General features: G+C 60.8%; 12 protein-coding genes. 11 read left to right on the top strand and 1 reads right to left on the bottom strand.

Going from position 1 to position 19,460, the window contains the following annotated elements:
- Positions 1-20: 20 nt before the first annotated feature.
- The 5 genes from QZ460_RS06980 (at position 21) to QZ460_RS07000 (ending at position 6,744) form a co-directional block, all read left to right on the top strand.
- Entirely contained in the window at positions 21-1,862 is a 1,842-nt protein-coding gene (locus QZ460_RS06980) for a DUF5018 domain-containing protein (RefSeq protein ID WP_290540856.1), read from the top strand.
- Positions 1,863-2,284: 422 nt separating this feature from the next.
- Complete coding sequence (locus tag QZ460_RS06985; protein WP_290540857.1) at positions 2,285-3,565, top strand: alpha-amylase family glycosyl hydrolase; 1,281 nt, start codon at positions 2,285-2,287, stop codon at positions 3,563-3,565.
- Between the two features lie 539 nt (positions 3,566-4,104).
- Positions 4,105-5,001, top strand: coding sequence for a YgcG family protein (locus QZ460_RS06990; RefSeq protein WP_290540858.1), 897 nt, complete (start codon positions 4,105-4,107; stop codon positions 4,999-5,001).
- A gap of 177 nt (positions 5,002-5,178) precedes the next feature.
- Complete coding sequence (locus tag QZ460_RS06995) at positions 5,179-5,754, top strand: LemA family protein (protein ID WP_290540859.1); 576 nt, start codon at positions 5,179-5,181, stop codon at positions 5,752-5,754.
- Positions 5,755-6,744, top strand: coding sequence for a DMT family transporter (locus QZ460_RS07000; RefSeq protein WP_290540860.1), 990 nt, complete (start codon positions 5,755-5,757; stop codon positions 6,742-6,744).
- Positions 6,745-6,815: 71 nt separating this feature from the next.
- Here the strand turns inward: QZ460_RS07000 and QZ460_RS07005 are convergent, their stop codons facing one another.
- Complete coding sequence (locus QZ460_RS07005) at positions 6,816-9,176, bottom strand: outer membrane beta-barrel family protein (RefSeq protein ID WP_290540861.1); 2,361 nt, start codon at positions 9,174-9,176, stop codon at positions 6,816-6,818.
- Between the two features lie 491 nt (positions 9,177-9,667).
- Between QZ460_RS07005 and QZ460_RS07010 the strand changes: the two genes are divergently transcribed.
- From QZ460_RS07010 to QZ460_RS07035, 6 genes are all read left to right on the top strand, one after another.
- A complete protein-coding gene (locus QZ460_RS07010) occupies positions 9,668-10,390 on the top strand; it encodes a 1-acyl-sn-glycerol-3-phosphate acyltransferase (protein ID WP_290540862.1) in 723 nt (240 codons plus the stop codon).
- A 6-nt stretch (positions 10,391-10,396) separates the two neighbouring features.
- Positions 10,397-12,274 (top strand): DNA topoisomerase IV subunit B, encoded by a 1,878-nt coding sequence (locus tag QZ460_RS07015; protein ID WP_290540863.1) that lies wholly within the window; start codon positions 10,397-10,399, stop codon positions 12,272-12,274.
- Between the two features lie 23 nt (positions 12,275-12,297).
- On the top strand, positions 12,298-15,186 hold the full coding sequence (locus QZ460_RS07020) for a DNA gyrase/topoisomerase IV subunit A (RefSeq protein WP_290540864.1): 2,889 nt from the start codon (positions 12,298-12,300) through the stop codon (positions 15,184-15,186).
- 13 nt (positions 15,187-15,199) lie between these two features.
- Positions 15,200-15,727: a shikimate kinase gene (locus QZ460_RS07025; protein ID WP_290540865.1), complete on the top strand. Its 528-nt coding sequence runs from the start codon at positions 15,200-15,202 to the stop codon at positions 15,725-15,727.
- On the top strand, positions 15,720-16,493 hold the full coding sequence (gene murI, locus QZ460_RS07030) for a glutamate racemase (protein ID WP_290540866.1): 774 nt from the start codon (positions 15,720-15,722) through the stop codon (positions 16,491-16,493). The genes QZ460_RS07025 and murI overlap by 8 nt, the downstream gene beginning before the upstream one ends.
- Positions 16,494-16,640: 147 nt before the next feature.
- Complete coding sequence (locus QZ460_RS07035; RefSeq protein WP_290540867.1) at positions 16,641-19,376, top strand: DNA translocase FtsK; 2,736 nt, start codon at positions 16,641-16,643, stop codon at positions 19,374-19,376.
- The last annotated feature ends 84 nt before the right edge of the window (positions 19,377-19,460 follow it).

Here is a 19,460-nt window from a genome sequence, read left to right on the forward strand (position 1 = left end):
TCATTCAATACGGAATAATTATGAAAATGCACTATTTAATCACCATACTGCTCGTCTCCGGGCTTGCCTTTACGGCATGCGAAGATCCGGACGATCTGGTGAGTACCGGCAGCGAAAACATGCAGACCCTGACCGTTAAGGGGCATCTGGTATCCGAGCCCAAGGTCGAGTATGACGCCGTTGTGAATCAGGCGGACGGACTCATCACCGTCCAGGTTCCCTATTATATTTCGGACACCGATCCCATCCAGGGGGATTTGACCGCAATGAAGGTTCGCGCATCGTTGCCCTATGGGACCCGCTTCGAGCCGGGAATATCGGGTATCCACGACCTGGTGGCCGGCATCGAGCGGACGCTGGTCTCCGCAGTGGATGGAACGCGCCGTCACTTCACGATCAGAGCCGAATATGTCAAATCGGACAAGGCATCTGTCTCGCGGGTGACATTGGCTGATATGCCCAATGCCGTTATTTTGATCAAGGAGCCCGAGCGTGCCGGAGCCCTGGGATCAATCACCGTCTACAAGACCTCGTCGAACATCGACGGGGCGCTGAAATCGGCCGTCATCGAAATATCGCCCTGGGCCACGATTGAAAGTGCGGCCATGAATCAGGACGGATCGTTCGATCTGACGACCCTGCCTCAAATCGAAGTCATTTCCCAGGACGGCAAGGTTCGTACGACCTACATGACCCGGGTGGACACCCCAGCCTTTGTTCCCACGGGCAAGATCGGATACATTACTAATCTGTTCGGTTTTCAGATCATGCAGGACAATCCCTACGGGTTTGTCCCGGTCAACAACCGCTCGATGGCCATCATCGGCGACAATCTGATCATAGGCAACAGCGGCGATGCGTCGAAAATGATTGTTCTCAACCGCTTTACGGGTAAATTGTCCGACGTGAAGGTAAACACGACCGGCATCACCCGCTCGATCCATGCCATTACGAGTGACGACGCAGGCCACCTGATTGCCGTTCCCTATACGAATGCCACCTCGCTTCCCGATTTCGAAATCTGGGTCTGGAAAGAGGGGCTCGGCAAGGCCCCGACCCGGATTTTTTCGAAAAGCCTTCCCAATGATACCTACTTCGAGCCGCTTCGTAAGGTCAACACATGGGCTGCGGCATATGACATCGGCCGTATGGTCTACGCTTTCGGTGATGTGACCTCGGGGAACGCCATGATTTCGACCACCTGCGCACAGCGACTCCGCGCCGTCTTCCTTCCGCTTACCGACGGCAAGCCTTCTACGGCACAGGCAATCGTCGATTTTCCCGACGGAGGATTTGAGGCCATGTTCTATACGACCAAACCGATCATCTTCTCCATGGGCAAGGACAATATCAGCCCCAGCTATCTCTATGGAACGGGCAATCAGCATTTGAAAGTGACCTATGTTCCCGAGAATCATGGCAAAGCCGTTGTTCTCGACACGCCGAAGTCCCGCTTCTGGACCAACGACCGCACCACGGGAATCGACTGCATTGACTTCAATGGGCTGCGGCTCATCGCCATGCAGAACGGCGGAATGTCGGATAACGTCCGCAACTGCCGCATGTATGTTGCCGACATCACCAATCCGACGCCGACTTCGCTGACCTCGGGATTTATTTTCGACTCGCGCGAAGGCGACCTTTCTTTCGGAACCGCCGAGATCCCCGGAGCGGGTTTCTCGCCCACGGGAATGACCTCTTCGGCGCCCTTCCAACCCGGAACGGTTGTTTTGGGCAGCAATCCCAACGGTTCGGGCGATATTGTCTTTGGGCGTAGTGCCGACGGCAATTCGGTCCAGGCCTATATGCTGACCACCGACCAGGGCCTCATCGCATACGAAATCACCCGTTACGACATCTGATCCCCCTCTCATCGACTTTGCATTTCAATCCCCGGGCCGACCGATTCCTCCGACCCGGGGATTTCATCCGTCCTTCTGCCGTATCCTTCATGCCCCCCCCCATGCGTAATCCGTAGACCATACGCAGCCTGCAGCCATGCGGCTGCAATCCGGACCTGGATTCCCGCTGCCGTCGACCGCCGGCTCCCGAATGCCGTTGCTACTCCCGACCGTGAGGTGATTGGCTGCTTTTGGTGGCGTTTCGGATGGATTTTTCGAAAAAAGATGTATCTTTGATATCCTAAATTCAAAAAAATGAAAGATTGCCGCCTGTCCGGATACGACCCGCAAACCCTGCCCTTCGGGGTGTACCTGCCGTCATCTCCGTCTGCGGCGCACCTGATCCTGTTGATCCCTGTCATCCGTCTAACTGCGAATATCCGATGAATCTGCATCCCGAATGGAGCTATCAGGCCGTCCTGTATGAAATGAACGTGCGCCAGCTCACGCCCGAAGGCACGCTGCGTGCCGCTGCCTCGAAACTGCCCTTCCTCAAGGACCTCGGCATCGATGCCGTGTGGCTCATGCCGATCCATCCGATCGGGGAGGCCGGGCGCAAAGGTTCGCTGGGCTCCTACTATTCGATCCGCGACTACTGCGCCGTGAATCCCGAGCTGGGTACGATGGCCGATTTCGACGCCTTTGTCGCCGAAGCCCACCGCCTGGGCCTGCGGGTTCTGCTCGACTGGGTCGCCAACCATACGGCGCGCGATGCGCGGTGGATCGCCGAAAAACCCGCCTCTTGGTACGAGCGCGACGCCGCGGGCCAGCCTGCCGTGCCGTGGGACTGGTCCGACACGGCCAAACTCAACTATGCCGATCGCGGCGTGTGGCGGGCGCAGGCTGAGGCCATGGAATTCTGGCTTACGCAGCACGGAGTCGACGGCTTCCGCTGCGACATGGCGATGCTGGTTCCCATTGGTTTCTGGAACGAAACCTCGCGTTACCTGCGGGGGGTGAAACCCGATCTGTTCATGCTGGCCGAGGCCGAGGAGCCTGATCTCTTCGAAGAGGGGGCCTTCAACGCCTGCTATGCCTGGCGGATGCACCACCTGATGAACGACGTTGCCCGGCAGCATACCCGCGTCACGGCCCTGCGCGACTATATCTATGCCGACCGCACAGCCTATCCCGACTCGGCCATGCGCCTTGCCTTCACGTCGAACCACGACGAGAATTCGTGGAACGGCTCCGAATTTTCCCGTCTGGGCGATGCGCGTGAGATCATGGCGGTCTTCACGTTCGTCGTGCCGCGCGGCCTGCCGCTGATCTATACCGGTCAGGAGATCGGCTACGACCATTCGTTCGCCTTCTTCGACCGCGACCCGATCCCGACCTACGGGGCCAACACCTTCACGGAGTTCTACCGCCGGCTCGCGGCGCTTCGGCACAACAATCCGGCTCTGGCGGCGGGGGAGCGGGGTGGTGCGATGATCGAGATCCGCAACAACGCTGAGGATTGCCTGATGACGCTGGTCCGCGAGACGGAGGACAACCGTGTCGTCGCTGTGATGAACCTCTCGCCCTACGCCATCCATGCCGATTACTATACGGGCATCTACGCCGGAATGTATACCGATGCCATGACGGGCGATTCTTACGAACTGCGCGGACGCGTTGAGGAGGATATGGCCCCTTGGAGCTACCGGATCCTGACGCGATGAATCCGCCCGCGTCGTTTTCCGCCCGTTTCGTACCCCGAAACACCCCCGGCATTGACGGTGGTATTGGCAGTGGCATTGACGGTGGCGGTGACATTGACGGCTTCGGCTTCGGCCCTGGCTCCGACGGCTCCGGTTCAGGCGCTCCCGGCCTTGACACTCCCGACGCCCTCGCCATCCCCGGCATTGGCCCCGTCTCCGGTTCAGGTGCTCCCGGCCCCGACGGCTTCGGTTCAGAAGGTCCCGACGCCCCCGTCATCTCCGGCATTGGCTCCGTCCCCGTCTCCGGTTCAGGCGCTCCCGGCCTTGACATCCCCGCCAACTCCGCCAACTCCGCCAACTCCGCCAACTCCGCCAACTCCGGCCCCGATGGCCCCGCAACCCCCGCCGGCTCCGGCCCGGATAGTCCCGCCATCCTCGCCCCCCCCCGGTGCCAGACCTTTTGCCGTAACGACACTTTCTGGAGGATGGCATGCCTGCGCGATCTTCTGCGCCCCGGTTTTGCAACGGCGCGACTTTTTGTTATCTTTGCCGACGAGGTTATGAGAAAAATTACGATCCTATGCTTGCTGCTCGCCTGCGTGTTGCCCGCCTTTGCGGGTACATACCGCTCGGAGCAGATTCCCAATGTCCAGCTGACGGACCGGCGACGCTATGTCTCCGATCCCGACGGCATCCTCTCTTCCGCCGCCGTGGCGCATATCGACTCCGTCTGCGCCTCGCTGCGCGATCGGGGCCTGGCGCAGGTTGCCGTCGTCGCCGTCGACGACATTGCGGGCGGCGATCCGTTTTCGTTTGCCATTGATCTGTTCCGCCGCTGGGGCGTGGGCAGCTCGGCGAGCGACAACGGTCTGGGCATCCTGCTGGTGAAGGATCTGCGGGAGATCCGCTTCGTCACGGGCGGCGGTCTCGAGGGCATCCTCCCCGACGCACTCTGCAAACGCATCCAGCTCGACCGGATGCTTCCCGCCTTCCGCAAGGGGGACTACAGCGCGGGCATGGTCGCCGGAGTGGAGGCCGCCGCCACGGTCCTCGAAGGCGGCGAGGTCACTCTGGCCAACGACGAGGGGCTCCCGGCGTGGATGATCTTCACGATCGTCTTCGGCTTTGTGGTCTTTCCGCTGGGCGGGGTGCTGGCCAACTACTATTTCTCGCGCCGTTGCCCGAAGTGCCGGAAGCTGGCTCTGAAACAGCACTCGCAGCGGGTGTTGAGCGTCACGCGCAACTCCCGGCTGGTCGAATATACCTATATTTGCCCACATTGCGGCGAAGTCGTTACACGACGCTCGCGCAACCTTCGCGACGACAACTTCGGCGGCGGTGCCGGGGGCGGAACGATCCTCGGCGGCGATTTCGGACGCGGCATGGGCGGCGGTTTCGGGGGTGGCTCCTTCGGCGGCGGCTCCTTTGGCGGCGGCGGCTCGGGTTCGCGCTGGTAGTTGAAGCTACGAAGTTCCGCTGCGTTGCATGTCGGGCTGAAAAGCGTCTGCAATTCGGTTGCATTGCGACAACCCCTTCCCTCAGGGACGGGCCTGGAATAGGGGCGGGCTTGCAACCGGCCCCGACTGCGACGGTTTGATACGAAATAAGTTTAAATAATTTAAATGGCTTCTGTTATGAAAAAATGGATTTGGATCGGCGTTGTCGCCGTGGTTGCGATTTTCTTTTATGCGACTTACAACGGTTTCGTCAACCGGGAGGAGGGCCTTAAGAGCGCCTGGTCCAACGTCGAGACGCAGTACCAGCGCCGTGCGGACCTGATTCCCAACCTGGTCAACACCGTGAAGGGCTACGCGGCCCACGAAACGCAGACCTTGACCGAGGTCACCGAGGCGCGTGCCCGGGCCACGTCGATCAACCTTTCGGCCGACGGGCTGACTCCCGAGCGGCTTGCGCAGTTCCAGCAGGCGCAGGCCGAGGTTCGTTCCGCTTTGGGGCGCCTGATCGCCGTGTCGGAGAGCTATCCCGACCTGAAGGCCAACCGGAATTTCCTCGAACTGCAGGCCCAGCTCGAAGGTACCGAGAACCGCATCGCCGTAGCGCGCAAGGACTTCAACGCCGCAGCACAGCAGTACAACGTTTCGGTGCGTCGTTTCCCGGCCAACCTCGTTGCGCGGATGTTCGGCTTCGAGCAGAAACCCTATTTCGAGTCGGCCGAAGGGACTGACGCCGCTCCGCAGGTTGCCTTCTAAATGATCTCGGAACGTTCCCGCGGTTATGTGCTGGGTGCCATAGCCGCGGCCAGCTACGGATTGAATCCGCTCTTTGCACTGCCGCTTTACGGCGCGGGCCTGAGGGTGGATTCCGTGCTGTTCTACCGCTATGTGCTGGCCGTGTTGATGCTGGGGGCGCTGATGCTTTTCCGGCGTCAGTCGTTCGCCCTGCGGCGGCGCGATGTCCTGCCGCTTGCGGCCGTGGGCTTGCTCTTCTCGCTTTCGTCGCTGCTGCTTTTCGAGAGCTACAACCTCATGGACGCCGGCATCGCCTCGACAATCCTGTTTGTCTACCCGGTGATGGTCGCCGTCATCATGGCCGTCGGTTTCCGCGAGCGGGTCACGGCCGTCACGGTTTTTTCGATCACTCTGGCCTGTGGGGGCATCTCGCTGCTCTACAAGGGGGACGACGGCGCCACTCTCGACCTGATGGGCGTCATGCTGGTCTTCCTTTCGGCGCTCTCCTATGCGATCTGGATCGTTGCTGTCAACCGCTCGTCGCTCAAGGAACTTCCGACCGAGAAACTGACGTTCTACTGCCTGATTTTCGGCTCGCTGATCTACATCGTCCGACTGCGGGGCTGTGTCGATCTGCAACCCATGCCTTCGTTTGCGATGTGGGTCAACGCCATTGCGCTGGCTCTTTTCCCGACGATCATTTCGCTGGTCACGATGGCCGGATCCATCCGCCGCATCGGCTCCACACCCACGGCGATCCTCGGGGCGCTGGAACCCGTCACGGCGTTGTTTTTCGGCGTCGCGGTCTTTGGCGAACGGTTCACCCTGCGCATCGGAATCGGTGTTTTGCTGATCCTTACCGCCGTGACGCTCATCATCGCCGGCAAGTCGATCCGCATCCCCACCTCCGTCACACACCTTGCCCGGTGGATGGGCCGTCCCCACCTTCCGCGCTGGGCCGTGCGCTGGGCCCGCCGGCTGCCGCTGCCGCGCATCCGCCGTACGCGCTGACGGACTTTGCCGCAACGAACGGCGCCGGAGCGGGAAAATCCCTCCGGCGCCGTTCGTTTGTCTTCGGATGGTTACAGCCGTCTCTTTTCGTCGGCCGATCCCGCCTCGACGGCCTTGCGCTTGAAGGCCTTCCCCGACTTGAAGTTGTAGGTCAGCCCGATTCGGAACGAGCGGTTGCTCCAGGGCTGCCGGATGTTCATCGCGCGGACGAATCCGTCGCCCTGCGCTCCGAACTTATGTTCCCGATTCAGGAGGTTCTGCACCGAGAACGAGGCGGTGAACCGGTCGCCGAAGCGCTTCTTCACACCGATCTGCACCCGGTGGTTGGGCTCCACCCAACAGTTGCCTAGGCTGATACGGCTCTGATAGTTGTACGAGAAGTCGATGTAGCATTTGGCCGGGAGCGTGAAGGTCGTCGCGAGGTGGACGAATCCCCAGTTGAAAAACTGCTCGGCTCCGTGCTGCTCTATGCGCTGTCCGCGGCGCATGTAGGTGATGTTGGCGTTCAGCTGCCACCATTTCGTGGGTTGGAACGGCAGGTTGACCGATACGTAATAGTTTTTCGTGGCGTCGAAGTTGACATGAGTCAGTTGCAGCATGTCGGGTTTCTCCGTGTCGGCCCGTATTATCTCCTGAATCTCGTCGCTGACGAACTGCATGCCGGCCGTGAGGGTGTATTTGTGGGCGGCCACCAGCGTGAGGTTCACGTCCTGCTTGAATGCCGGGTCGAGCGACGGGTTTCCCGTCTGGTAGGTGTAGTCCGAAATCTGTGTCCGCTGCGGGTTGAGGCTCCGGAAGTTGGGGCGTTCGATGGTCCGGGCGTATTGGGCGATCAGCAGCCATCCCTTCTCCTTCGAGAGGGCGAAGGAGAGGTTGGCGTTGGGAAAGAGTGAGAAATAATCCTGTCCGACCCCTTTTCCCTCCGTGTGGGTGTACTCGCCGCGCAGACCCGCCACGAGTCCCCAGCGGCCGAGCTGTGCCGAGGCGATGGCGTAGGCCGCCGCGATGTTCTCCGTATAGTCGATCGTGAAGCTCTGGTTGTCGTTGCGCATCCATGCATCGTTCCGGCGGTATTCATAGAGCGCCTCGTTGTGCATGTCGTTGTAGGTGTATTTGGCGCCGGCTTTCATCGTGAAACGGGGGGTGTATTTCTTTTCGAGGGCCAGTGTCGCCGTGGCGATGTTATAGATGCCCTCGGTGTTGTTGCGGTAGATCGAGTCGGTCGTTGCTTTCGGGGTCGTTGTGCGGCTGAAGTTCTCGTTCCCGGAGTCGCTTTCGCGGCGTGTGTAGTCGAAGAGCAGTTTGAGCGTCGAGCCGAGCGTGTCGATCTTGCGGATGTAGTTGAACGTCGCCGAGTAGTTGTCGGGGGTGTTGAGTTGGTCGAATTTGCTGTCCGTGTGCGCTGTCGTGCCGGCATTCCGCAACTCCGAGTAGGTTTTGGTCGGTCCTTCGACGCTGGTGTGCCAGTATTCGAATTCGGCGCCGATGCTGTTCTTGCCGTCGATTTCGACCACGGTTCCGGCGTTGATTCCGAAGTTGTCGGTGCGGTTTTTTATCGTCGAGTGAGCATTCAGCTCCTTGTCTGTAGCCTCGTAGCGAGTCTGTTCGCGGGAGACTGTCTTTTCCTTTTCGAACGAACCCCATGCCGAGGCGTAAAAGTCCACGCGTCCCGAATGCAGGTTGATGTTTGCGGCCGGATTGTAGCGATGCACGATATCTCCCTGCGTGGTGTTGAACGACACCGAGCCGTCGATGCCGTTCTCGCGGCGTTTTCTGAGCGTGATGCGGATGATGCCTCCCGACGAGTCGGCGTCGTAGTCGGCTCCCGACGTGGGCACGACCTCTATTTTCTGAATCTCCTCAGCCCGGAGCGACCGCAGGTAGGTCAGCAACTGTTCCGGCTCCATGTGCAGTTCGCGGTCGTTGACATATACCTTCGGGCCGCTCTTGCCGTTGATCGATACTTTCTCCCCGTCGATCCATACGCCGGGGGCGTGTTCCAGCAGCTCGATGCCGTCCTTTCCGATGGCAGCCGGAGCGTTCGCCACGTCGACGACAAAGCGATCGGCCTCGCGCCGCACGAGCCGGGCCTTTACCTCCACCCGCTCGATTCCGGTTGCCGCGGCATGCATCACGAAGTCGCCTAAAAAGTTCTCCTGCTCCACGCTCACGGTCTTTTTCACGGGGTCGCATCCGAGATACTGAATCTGGAGGGTGTACTCGCCGGGAGCGGCTTTCAGCACGAAACGCCCTTCGGCATCGGTGACCATGCCGGCCACCTGTTCGGCTCCTTTCAGCAGGACAACCGTTGCATATTCGACGGCTTTTCCCTGCTCGTCGACCACGCGGCCCGTCGAGGGGCAGAGCTGCGCGGCCAGAAGCCGGCTTGCGACCATTGCGAGTATTGCGATGAGGAGAATTAATTTTTTCATGATATTCGGCGGTTTGGTTTATCTGTTACTGCAAATATATGTAAAAATATTTATACTCTGTAACACATAGTACTAAAATTTCGGAAATTTTTTGATACTTATATTTAATAGCGCCGCAGTTATCCGATCGGGCTCCGTTATTTTTCGTGGGGTGGCGGTGGCCCGGCCTTCCGGCTGCGACCGATTTTTTCCCGCCATTTTTTTTCGCGACGGGGTATTTTCTCCTCCGGAAAACGGGTGCCGTGAATATTTTTTTGAAAATTCGCCGACTGGCAGGGTAGGAATCCCGGGAAATAATTGCTAAATTTGCAATTTGAATTAATGTGGCTAATTGTCTCCGGATGCCTGATGCAGGCTTTTCACCCGGATGCGTCCTTTGCCGGATCCCTCCCGACGGCGGGGATTCGGAGCGGGCCGGATTTGTGGACGCAACCCGCGGCCACGGGTTCGGACGCTCTGTTTTGTAAATGCTTTAATGGAACGATAAGCGTATGTTGAGTGCTTTATACTACCTTGTTCTGGTGCTTCTGTGCACGTTTTTCATGATCCTGTCGGCCCTTGCGCTGGTTGTCTGCTATCCCTTCGACCGGGGACGCCGCACGGTGCACGAGCTGTCGCGCATCCTGGTCCGGATTTTCTTCTTTCTGCCTCCCTTCTGGCGGCATCGGGTCATCGGCCGCGAGCTGATCGACCGGACGAAGTCCTACGTCATCGTCATCAACCACGCTACGGTGATCGACATCCCGGCGCTCTACTACCTTCCGCTCAATTTCCGCTGGGTGTCGAAGCGCGAGGTGTTCAAAACGCCCTTCTTCGGTCAGTTTCTCCTGCTCCACGGCGACATCTGCATCAACCGCGGCCACGCCGCCGAGGCCCTGGAACAAATGGTCCGTGACGGCAAAAAGTGGATTTCGCGCGGGGCTTCGGTGGCAGTTTTCCCCGAGGGCACGCGCTCGAAGGACGGCGAGATCCACCGCTTCAAGGCCGGGGCCTTCACCCTGGCCAGGGAGGCCGGCGTTGAGATCCTCCCCGTGGTGCTGGACGGAACCAAAACGCTGATCAAAAAGAACCTGGCATTCAACTGGGGCAACCGGATCACCGTCCGCGTGCTTCCGCCCGTTCCGGCCGCGGAGGTTGCGGCCCTGGAGACGCACGAACTGATGGCGCGCGTCCGTGAGAGCATGTGTGCCGCCCTGGCCGAGATCCGAAAATAACGCATTATGGCAGATTTACTCAATACCAACTCGAACGCAAACAATTACGGCGACGACGCCATCGTGACCCTCTCTCCGAGGGAGCACATCCGCCTGCGCCCCGGCATGTACGTCGGCGTGGTGGGCGACGGTTCGCAACCCGACGAGGCGCTCTACGTGCTGATCAAGGAGGTCGTGGACAACTCGATCGACGAATTTATCATGGGAGCGGGCCGGCAGATCGACATCACGCTTGTTGACAACGTGGTCACGGTGCGCGACTACGGCCGTGGCATTCCCCTCAAGTCGCTCGCGGCAGCCGTCGGACAGATGAATACGGGCGGCAAGTACGGGGGCGACGCCTTTAAGAAGACGGTCGGTCTGAACGGAGTGGGCGTCAAGGCCGTGAACATGCTTTCCGAAGAGTTTACGGCCCGTTCGGTCCGCGACGGTGAAGCCCGTACGGTGACCTTCGCCAAGGGGCTCGAGGTGAGCGACAAGTGGGAGAGCGGTGTTGGCGAGAAGAACGGCACGTTCATCTCCTACCGTGTCGACCAGGAGATTTTCGGCGACTATGCCTACAACCTCGAATACGTCGAGCAGAAGATCCGCAATTACAGCTACCTGAATCTGGGTCTTACGCTCAACTTCAACGGCAAGAGCTACGTTTCGAAACACGGACTGCTGGATCTTGTGAACGACAACATGACCGAGGCTCCGCTCTATCCGCCGATCCACCTCACGGGCGAGGACATCGAGGTGGTGATCACCCACGGCACGGGCTACGGCGAGAGCTATGACTCGTTCGTCAACGGACAGCATACCACCCAGGGCGGTACGCACCAGACGGCCCTTCGCGCCGCCATTGCCAAGACGATCAAGGAGTTCTACCGCAAGGACTACGACCCTTCGGACATCCGCACGTCGGTCATCGCGGCCATTTCGATCAAGGTCACTGACCCTCTTTTCGAGAACCAGATGAAGACCAAGTACGGCTCGAAGGAGGTCGAACCGGGCGTCTCGGTCAACAACTTCGTGGCCGACTTCCTTACCAAACACCTCGACGACTACCTGCACAAGCACGCCGAGACGGCCCAGATTCTCCAGAAGAAGATCGTCGAGAACGAGAAGGAGCGCAAGGCGATCTCGGGCATCCAGAAGAAGGCCCGCGAGACGGCGCGCAAGGTGAGCCTGAACAACAAGAAGCTGCGCGACTGCAAGATCCACCGCACGGACCGCAACGAGCTGGCCGAACAGTCGATGATCTTCATCACGGAGGGTAACTCGGCGTCGGGCTCCATCACCAAGAGCCGCGACGTGCGTACACAGGCGGTCTTCTCGCTGCGGGGCAAGCCGCTGAACTGCTACGGGCTGACGAAGAAGGTAGTCTACGAGAACGAGGAGTTCAACCTGCTCCAGGCGGCGCTGAACATCGAGGAGGACATGGACAACCTGCGCTACAACAAGGTCGTCATCGCCACCGATGCCGATGTCGACGGCATGCACATCCGCCTCTTGATGATGACCTTCTTCCTGCAGTTCTTCCCCGAGGTGATCCGCCAGGGACACCTTTTCGTGCTGCAAACCCCTCTGTTCCGGGTCCGCAACAAGAAGGAGACCTTCTACTGCTATTCGGAGGAGGAGCGGCTGAAGGCCGTGGGCCGCTGCGGATCGAATGCCGAGATCACGCGCTTCAAGGGTCTGGGCGAGATTTCTCCCGACGAGTTCAAGGAGTTCATCGGCGAGAATATGCGCCTGGACAAGGTCCGCATCACGAAGGACGACCCGATCCACGACCTGCTGGAGTTTTATATGGGTAAGAATACCTACGAGCGCCAGGGCTTTATTATCGATAACCTGCGCATCGAGGAGGACATCGTCGAGCAGGACCTTTTGATCAATTGAGAATTAAAAACCAAGCATTTCCCATGTCGGAAGAAAAAGACAATATCGGGCGCGAGGAGATTCGCAACGAGGAAGCCCCGATGCCCGAAACCGGGGACGGCGCGATGCCTGAAACCGGGGACGAGGCGACGCCCGAAACGCCTGTTGCGGCGGTTCCGGCCAAGGCGGGCAAATTCGACCGCCTGACGCAGGAGGAGGGCGGCGTCCGCAAGCTCACGGGCATGTATAAGAACTGGTTCCTGGACTACGCCTCGTACGTGATCCTCGAACGCGCCGTGCCTCATGTCGAGGACGGACTGAAACCTGTCCAGCGACGTATTCTCCATGCGATGAAGGTCGTCGATGACGGCCGTTACAACAAGGTCGCCAACCTCGTGGGCCAGACCATGCAGTACCACCCGCACGGCGATGCGTCGATCAAGGACGCGCTGGTGCAGCTGGGACAGAAGGACCTGCTGATCGACTGCCAGGGCAACTGGGGCAACATCCTCACGGGCGACGAGGCGGCCGCGGGCCGTTATATCGAGGCGCGCCTGTCGAAATTCGCCCTCGACGTGGTCTTCAACAAGAAGACCACGGAGTGGATGCTGTCGTACGACGGCCGCAAGGAGGAGCCCGTGACGCTGCCCATCAAGTTCCCGCTGCTGCTGGCCCAGGGGTCCGACGGCATCGCCGTGGGACTGGCGTCGAAGATCCTGCCCCACAACTTCGTGGAGCTGATCAACGCCGCCATTGCCCACCTCGAAGGGCGTGATTTCCAGCTTTACCCCGACTTCCCGACGGGGGGCATGGCCGATGTGAGCCGCTATAACGACGGACTTCGCGGGGGCACGGTGAAGGTGCGTGCCAAGATTTCGAAGATCGACAAACGGACGCTCGCCATCACCGAGATTCCCTATACCACAACCACCGAGTCGATCAAGGACTCGATCATCAAGGCCAACGACAAGGGCAAGATCAAGATCCGCAAGGTTGACGACAATACGGCCGACAAGGTCGAAATCGTCATCCAGGTCTCGCCCGACGAATCCTCCGACAAGACCATCGACGCGCTCTACGCCTTCACCGACTGCGAGGTTTCGATCGCCCCGAACTCGTGTGTCATCTGTGACGAGAAGCCGCACTTCCTCGGGGTTTCGGAGATCCTGCGCCGCTCGGCCGAGCACACCAAGTCGCTGCTGGGTCTGGAGTTGAAAATCCGGCTGGGCGAGTTGAACGAGGCATGGCATGCCGCCTCGCTCGAGCGCATCTTCATCGAGAACAAGCTCTACCAGCTGATCGAGGGATGCAAGAGCCGCGAGGAGGCCTATGCTGCCGTGGATAATGGCCTGGCTCCCTTCAAGATGCAGCTGCGACGTGAAGTAACGCTTGAAGATGTGCAGAAGCTCACCGAGCTGAAATTTATCCGTATTTCGCGCTACGACAGCGAGAAGGCCGACAACGAGATCCGCCAGATCGAGGAGGATCTCAAGGCGACGCAGTACAACTTGGACCACCTGACCGAATATACCGTGGCCTACTACGAGCGCATCCGCGACAAGTACGGCAAGGGACGCGAGCGCCGCACCGAGCTCCGCGAGTTCGATTCGATCGAGGCGACGAAGGTGGCCGTCACGAATGCCAAATTGTACGTGGACCGTGCCGAAGGGTTCTTCGGCATCGGCAAGTCGATGAAGGATGCGGAGTTTGTCTGCGACTGCTCGGATATCGACGATGTGATCGTCTTCACGAAGGACGGGCGTTACGTGATCACGAAGGTTTCGGACAAGGCCTTCTTCGATAAAAACATCTACTACATCGGGGTTTTCAAGCGCAACGACGACCGCACGATCTACAACGTCCTCTACCGCGACGGGAAGAACGGTGCGATCATGATGAAGCGTTGCGCCATCAAGGGCATCACGCGCGACAAGGAGTACGACATCACCAAGGGAACCGCCAAGAGTGAGGTGTTGTATATGTCTGTCAATCCGAACGGTGAGGCCGAGGTGTTAAAGGTTTACTTTAAGCCTCGCCCGCGCCTGAAGAAGGTGATCGTCGACCTCGATTTCTCGACCCTCGCCATCAAGGGCCGCCAGAGCCAGGGCAACCTGTTCTCGCGCTACGGCATCCACAAGATCGTGCTGAAGGAGCGCGGCAGCTCGACACTCGGGGCGCAGGACATCTGGTTCGACGAAGATGTCCGCCGGCTGAATGCCGACGGGCGGGGCAGGCTGCTGGGCGAGTTCAAGGGCGACGACCGCCTGATTGTCTGGACCTCGAAGAATCAGTACTACATCACCGGCTACGACCTGATGCAGCACTTCCCCGACGAGACGGTCCTCGTGGCGCGCTACGAGTCCAACCGGGTTTATAGCCTGTGCTACTACGACCGCGGGCAGAAGTATTACTACATGAAGCGTTTCACGGCCGAGATGTCGGACAAGATCCAGGATTTCCTCGACACCGATGCCGATTTCATCTGCATGACGGACCGCGCCGGGGCCCAACTGGAGATCACCTACAAGGGGGCGCACGCCTCGCGACCCGCGGATCTGATCGACGTCGACGAGTTTGTGGGCGTCAAGAGCCACCGCGCCAAGGGCAAACGCCTGACGACCTACGATGTGAACCAACTGCGGATGATCGAACCCGAGCTTCCTCCCGAGCCGGAACCTTTGGAGGATGAGGATCTTGACGACGATCAGCTGACGGCTGCTTCAGATGACGCGGCACAACGCAGTGTGAATGAGGTTAAAACCTCCGCAAAATCCGCCTTGAAAGAGCCCCTTGGCGCCAAACCCGCCCCGGGAAAGACTTCGGCGGGACAGCCTTCGGTCGGAACGATCGTCGGAGGCGTGGAGTTCGAGGTGGAGCGTCCGGCGGGCGACGCCGGCGAGATGATCGACCCCGAACAGCTGAATCTGTTTTAACCGGCCGGCAGCGATGAAACCTCTCTTTCTGGTCGGATATATGGGTTGCGGCAAGAGCACCCTCGGGCGCAAGCTGGCGCGGCGCCTGGGCGTCGACTTCATCGATACCGACGCGATGGTCGAGGCGAGTGAAGGCGCCTCCGTGGCCGACGTCTTCCGCTACGAGGGCGAGGAGCATTTCCGCGAGGCGGAGCGCCGGGTCCTCGACGAGGTGATCGCCGGAGCATCCGCTGCCGTGGTCTCCACGGGGGGCGGGCTGCCCACGTGGCGCGATAACATGCCGTGTATGAATGCCGTCGGACATACGGTCTACCTGCGCCGTTCGCCGGAGCAGATCGCCCGGCGGTTGAGCCCCTACGGGCGCCGCAAGCGGCCCCGGCTGCGGGGGCTGAACGACGAAGAGCTGGTGGCCTTCATGCGCGACGACATGGCGGTCCGCGAACCCTTCTACGCGCAGGCTTCGCTGGTCGTCGACTGCGCTGCGCTGTCCGACGACCAGCTGGTCGAGCACATCGTACAAACCTTTTTCGACCGTGACTGACAACAGACCCATAGGCATTTACGACTCGGGGCTGGGCGGACTGACCGTCTGGCGTGAAGTCCGGCGTGCTCTGCCCGGCGAGTCGCTCGTCTACCTCGGCGACGGCGCCAACTGCCCCTATGGTTCGCGGCCCCGCGAAGAGGTCGAGAAGCTGGCCGATGCTGCCGTGGCGCGGCTCGTGGCGCTGGGCTGCAAGATGGTCGTCGTGGCCTGCAACACCGCCACGGCTGCGGCCATCGACTTCCTGCGCGGGAAATACGCCGACATGCCCATCGTCGGCATGGAGCCGGCCGTGAAGCCAGCCTGCCTGGCGACCCGCAGCGGGGTGGTGGGGGTGCTGGCCACCGAGCGGAGCCTCGACGGCGAGCTCTTCCGCCGCACGGCCGCACGCTACGGCCGCGGCATCGAAGTCCTGACCTACCCGGGGCGGGGCTTTGTGGAGCTGGTCGAGGGGGACCGCGAGGATACGCCCGAGGCCGAAGCCACGGTGCGCGCCGCCGTGGAGCCGATGCTGCTGCGGGGCGCCGACCAGATCGTGCTGGGGTGTACGCACTATCCTTTTCTGCTGCCCGTGCTGGAACGCGTCGTCGGCGGGCGCGCCGAGATCGTCGACCCGTCGCCCGCCGTCGCCCGCCGCGTCGGGCAGCTGCTCGACCGCTACGGCCTGCGTGCCTTGGTGGATAACCGTCCCGAACTGACGTTCTGCACCTTCGCCGACGAACGCTACCGGCTGCGGCTCGAGCGGAAGGCTGCGGCGTGCCGGTAGGCGGTAGGCTGCTTCCGGTGTGACGGCCCGTCGGCGGGCGGGGCGGTTTCCGACCGGAATCGCTCGGGACGGTCGATAAAGTTCGTGCCGGGTCCGGAAGTGTCGGAAAAAATTCGTACCTTTGTTCGATAATAGCGACATTCGGGAATGGCATCTAAAAATACATCCACCAACAGCCGGCAGGCCGTTCAGCGTTCCAACAGCGACAGTGCGCGCTGGATCGCCGGACTGCTCCTGCTGTTCATCGGTCTGTTTGCCGCCGCGGCGGTGTTCTTTTCGTTTTTCAGCTGGGCCGCCGACCAGAGCGGGCTGCAAAAATCGGTCGAGGAGCGGGTGACGCTCGGCATCGAGCCGGAAAATCTCTGCGGCTGGGCCGGGGCGCGGCTGGGGATGGTGCTGGTCGACCATTCGTTCGGCCTTTTCGGCATTCTGATTCCCGTGATGATCGTGCTGGTTGGCGTGCGGATCATCCGCCAGCGGCCGCTGCTGTTCAACCATTCGATCCTTTCGCTCTTCCTGATCATGATCCTGGGGTCGCTGACGCTGGGATTCGCCTTTGCCGACCGCTGGAGCCTCTGCTGCTCGACGGGCTGGGGCGGCGCTTTCGGCATCGCCTCTTCGGCCCTGCTGCGTACGCATATCGGCGTTTTCGGGACGCTGATCCTGCTCGTCGGCGGGTGGATCCTGACGGGCGTTTTCATCAACCGCAATTTCATCAACAAGGTCAACGAGGCGGGTAACGTCATGGTCGACAAGAGCGGGAAGGTCGTCGAGATCCTCAGACACAAAGTCGTGCCGCATGTCCGTGCGACCGGGGAGGAGGAGACGACGGAGGCGGTCCCCGAATCGGCTCCGAATCCGGCTCCGAAACCCACCCCGAAGGCAGCCCCGGCGCCGAAAGCGGCGGATCCTGTGGCGCACAATTCCGTCCCGATCCGTGTGGAGCGTGCGGCGGAGCCCGTTGCGGTCCGCAAATCGGTGGCGGAGGAGGACGAAAATCCCTTCCTCGAACTGACGCCCGACGGGGAACCCGTCACCGGGGAGACGGCCGCGGAGCAGACGCCCCCTCCCGCGGAGGACGGGGAGTTTGTCGAGGTGGACCTTTCGCGTTCGGAGGGCCGTGTGGTGATCGGCCGCAGCGGGCTGGTCGAGCTGGAACGCCCTGCGGTACGCGATGTCGTGCCCGCGGAGCGGACTGCGCAGGAGCTCCCGGAGCCGGAGGCTGTCGCAGAGCCTGACCCCGATGCACCCTTTACCGAGATCACCGTGCTCGACGATGCTCCCGCCGCCGGGCCGGAGGGTGTCGTGGTGACGGTCGAGGCCAACGAGGCAAAACTCGTCGACGAGAAGGCGATCCCCACGGAGAGTTACGACCCGCTGAAGGACCTGGTGAACTACCGCAAGCCGCCCGTGACGCTGCTGGAGGACTATATTTCCGATTCGGAGGTCTCGGACGAGGAGATTTTCGAGAACAAGACCAAGATCGAGGAGACGCTCAAGAACTTCGGCATCCCCATCCAGCGCATCAAGGCCACGGTGGGCCCCACGGTGACGCTCTACGAGATCGTGCAGGCGCAGGGAATCAAGATCTCGAAGGTGCAGGGCCTCGAAAACGATATTGCCCAGAGCCTCAAGGCATTGGGTATCCGTATCATCGCGCCGATTCCGGGCAAGGGAACCATCGGTATCGAGGTTCCCAACCGCGACAAGCAGGTGGTGTCGATGTATTCGGCCGTGCGTTCGCTGCGTTTCCAGGAGTCGAAGGCCGAGTTGCCGGTGGTGATCGGGCGCACGATCCAGAACGAGAATTACGTCTTCGACCTGGCCAAGATGCCGCACCTGCTGGTCGCCGGAGCCACGGGACAGGGTAAGTCCGTGGGACTGAACGCCATCATCACCTCGCTCCTCTACCGCAAGCATCCCGCGCAGCTGAAGTTCGTGATGATCGACCCCAAGATGGTCGAGTTCTCGCTCTACGCCAAGATCGAACGCCATTTCCTGGCCAAGATGGAGTCGGAGGACGATGCGATCATCACCGATCCCAAGAAGGCCGTCTATACGCTCAACTCGCTCTGTACGGAGATGGACAACCGACTGGAGCTGTGTAAGAAAGCCGGGGCGCGCAACATCGCCGAGTACAACGGGAAATTCACCTCGCGGCGGCTGAATCCGATGAACGGGCATCGCTACCTGCCGTATATCGTGGTGGTGGTCGACGAGTTCGCCGACCTGATCATGACGGCCCGCGAGGTCGAGGGACCGGTCATGCGTCTGGCGCAGAAGGCCCGCGCCATCGGCATCCACCTGATCATCGCCACGCAGCGCCCCGATGTGAAGGTCATCACGGGCGGCATCAAGGCCAATTTCCCGGCCCGCATCGCCTTCCGCGTGATGCAGATGATCGACTCGCGCACGATCATCGACCAGCCGGGGGCCAACCAGCTCATCGGCCGGGGCGACATGCTCTTCTCGAAGGATGGCGACCTGACGCGCATCCAGTGTGCGCTGGTCGAGACCCGCGAGGTCGAGCGCATCTGCGAATACATCTCCAAACAGCAGGGCTACACTGAGGCCTACACGCTGCCCGACTATACGCCCGACGGCGGCGATGGCGGGCAGATGGGGAGCGAGGAGTCCTCGGCCCCCGTGAAATACGACTCGCTCTTTGCCGAGATCGCCCGCGACGCCGTGTCAGGCGGGCAGATCTCGACCTCGATGATCCAGCGCAATTACGAGGTGGGATTCAACCGCGCGGGCCGCATCATGATGCAGCTCGAAAGGGCCGGCATTGTCGGCCGCCAGCAGGGAGCCAAGCCGCGCGACATCCTCTTCCACGACATGCCTTCGCTGGAGGCGAAGCTGCAGGAGCTGGGTGTGTTCTGATCCGCTCGCAATGGGGATCCCGGGGCGTCCGGGGCGTCCGGCGGAGTCGATCCGCGTGTGTGCTGCCGGGTCGCTCCGCATAGA

The sequence above is a fragment of the Alistipes sp. genome, assembly GCF_020026455.1.
In the GTDB taxonomy this organism is placed as follows: Bacteria; Bacteroidota; Bacteroidia; order Bacteroidales; family Rikenellaceae; genus Alistipes.

Coding starts and splice junctions, on each gene's coding strand:
- QZ460_RS06980 (WP_290540856.1), top strand. CDS start 21: ATGAAAATGCACTATTTAATCACCATACTGCTCGTCTCCGGGCTTGCC.
- QZ460_RS06985 (WP_290540857.1), top strand. CDS start 2,285: ATGAATCTGCATCCCGAATGGAGCTATCAGGCCGTCCTGTATGAAATG.
- QZ460_RS06990 (WP_290540858.1), top strand. CDS start 4,105: ATGAGAAAAATTACGATCCTATGCTTGCTGCTCGCCTGCGTGTTGCCC.
- QZ460_RS06995 (WP_290540859.1), top strand. CDS start 5,179: ATGAAAAAATGGATTTGGATCGGCGTTGTCGCCGTGGTTGCGATTTTC.
- QZ460_RS07000 (WP_290540860.1), top strand. CDS start 5,755: ATGATCTCGGAACGTTCCCGCGGTTATGTGCTGGGTGCCATAGCCGCG.
- QZ460_RS07005 (WP_290540861.1), bottom strand. CDS start 9,176: ATGAAAAAATTAATTCTCCTCATCGCAATACTCGCAATGGTCGCAAGC.
- QZ460_RS07010 (WP_290540862.1), top strand. CDS start 9,668: ATGTTGAGTGCTTTATACTACCTTGTTCTGGTGCTTCTGTGCACGTTT.
- QZ460_RS07015 (WP_290540863.1), top strand. CDS start 10,397: ATGGCAGATTTACTCAATACCAACTCGAACGCAAACAATTACGGCGAC.
- QZ460_RS07020 (WP_290540864.1), top strand. CDS start 12,298: ATGTCGGAAGAAAAAGACAATATCGGGCGCGAGGAGATTCGCAACGAG.
- QZ460_RS07025 (WP_290540865.1), top strand. CDS start 15,200: ATGAAACCTCTCTTTCTGGTCGGATATATGGGTTGCGGCAAGAGCACC.
- QZ460_RS07035 (WP_290540867.1), top strand. CDS start 16,641: ATGGCATCTAAAAATACATCCACCAACAGCCGGCAGGCCGTTCAGCGT.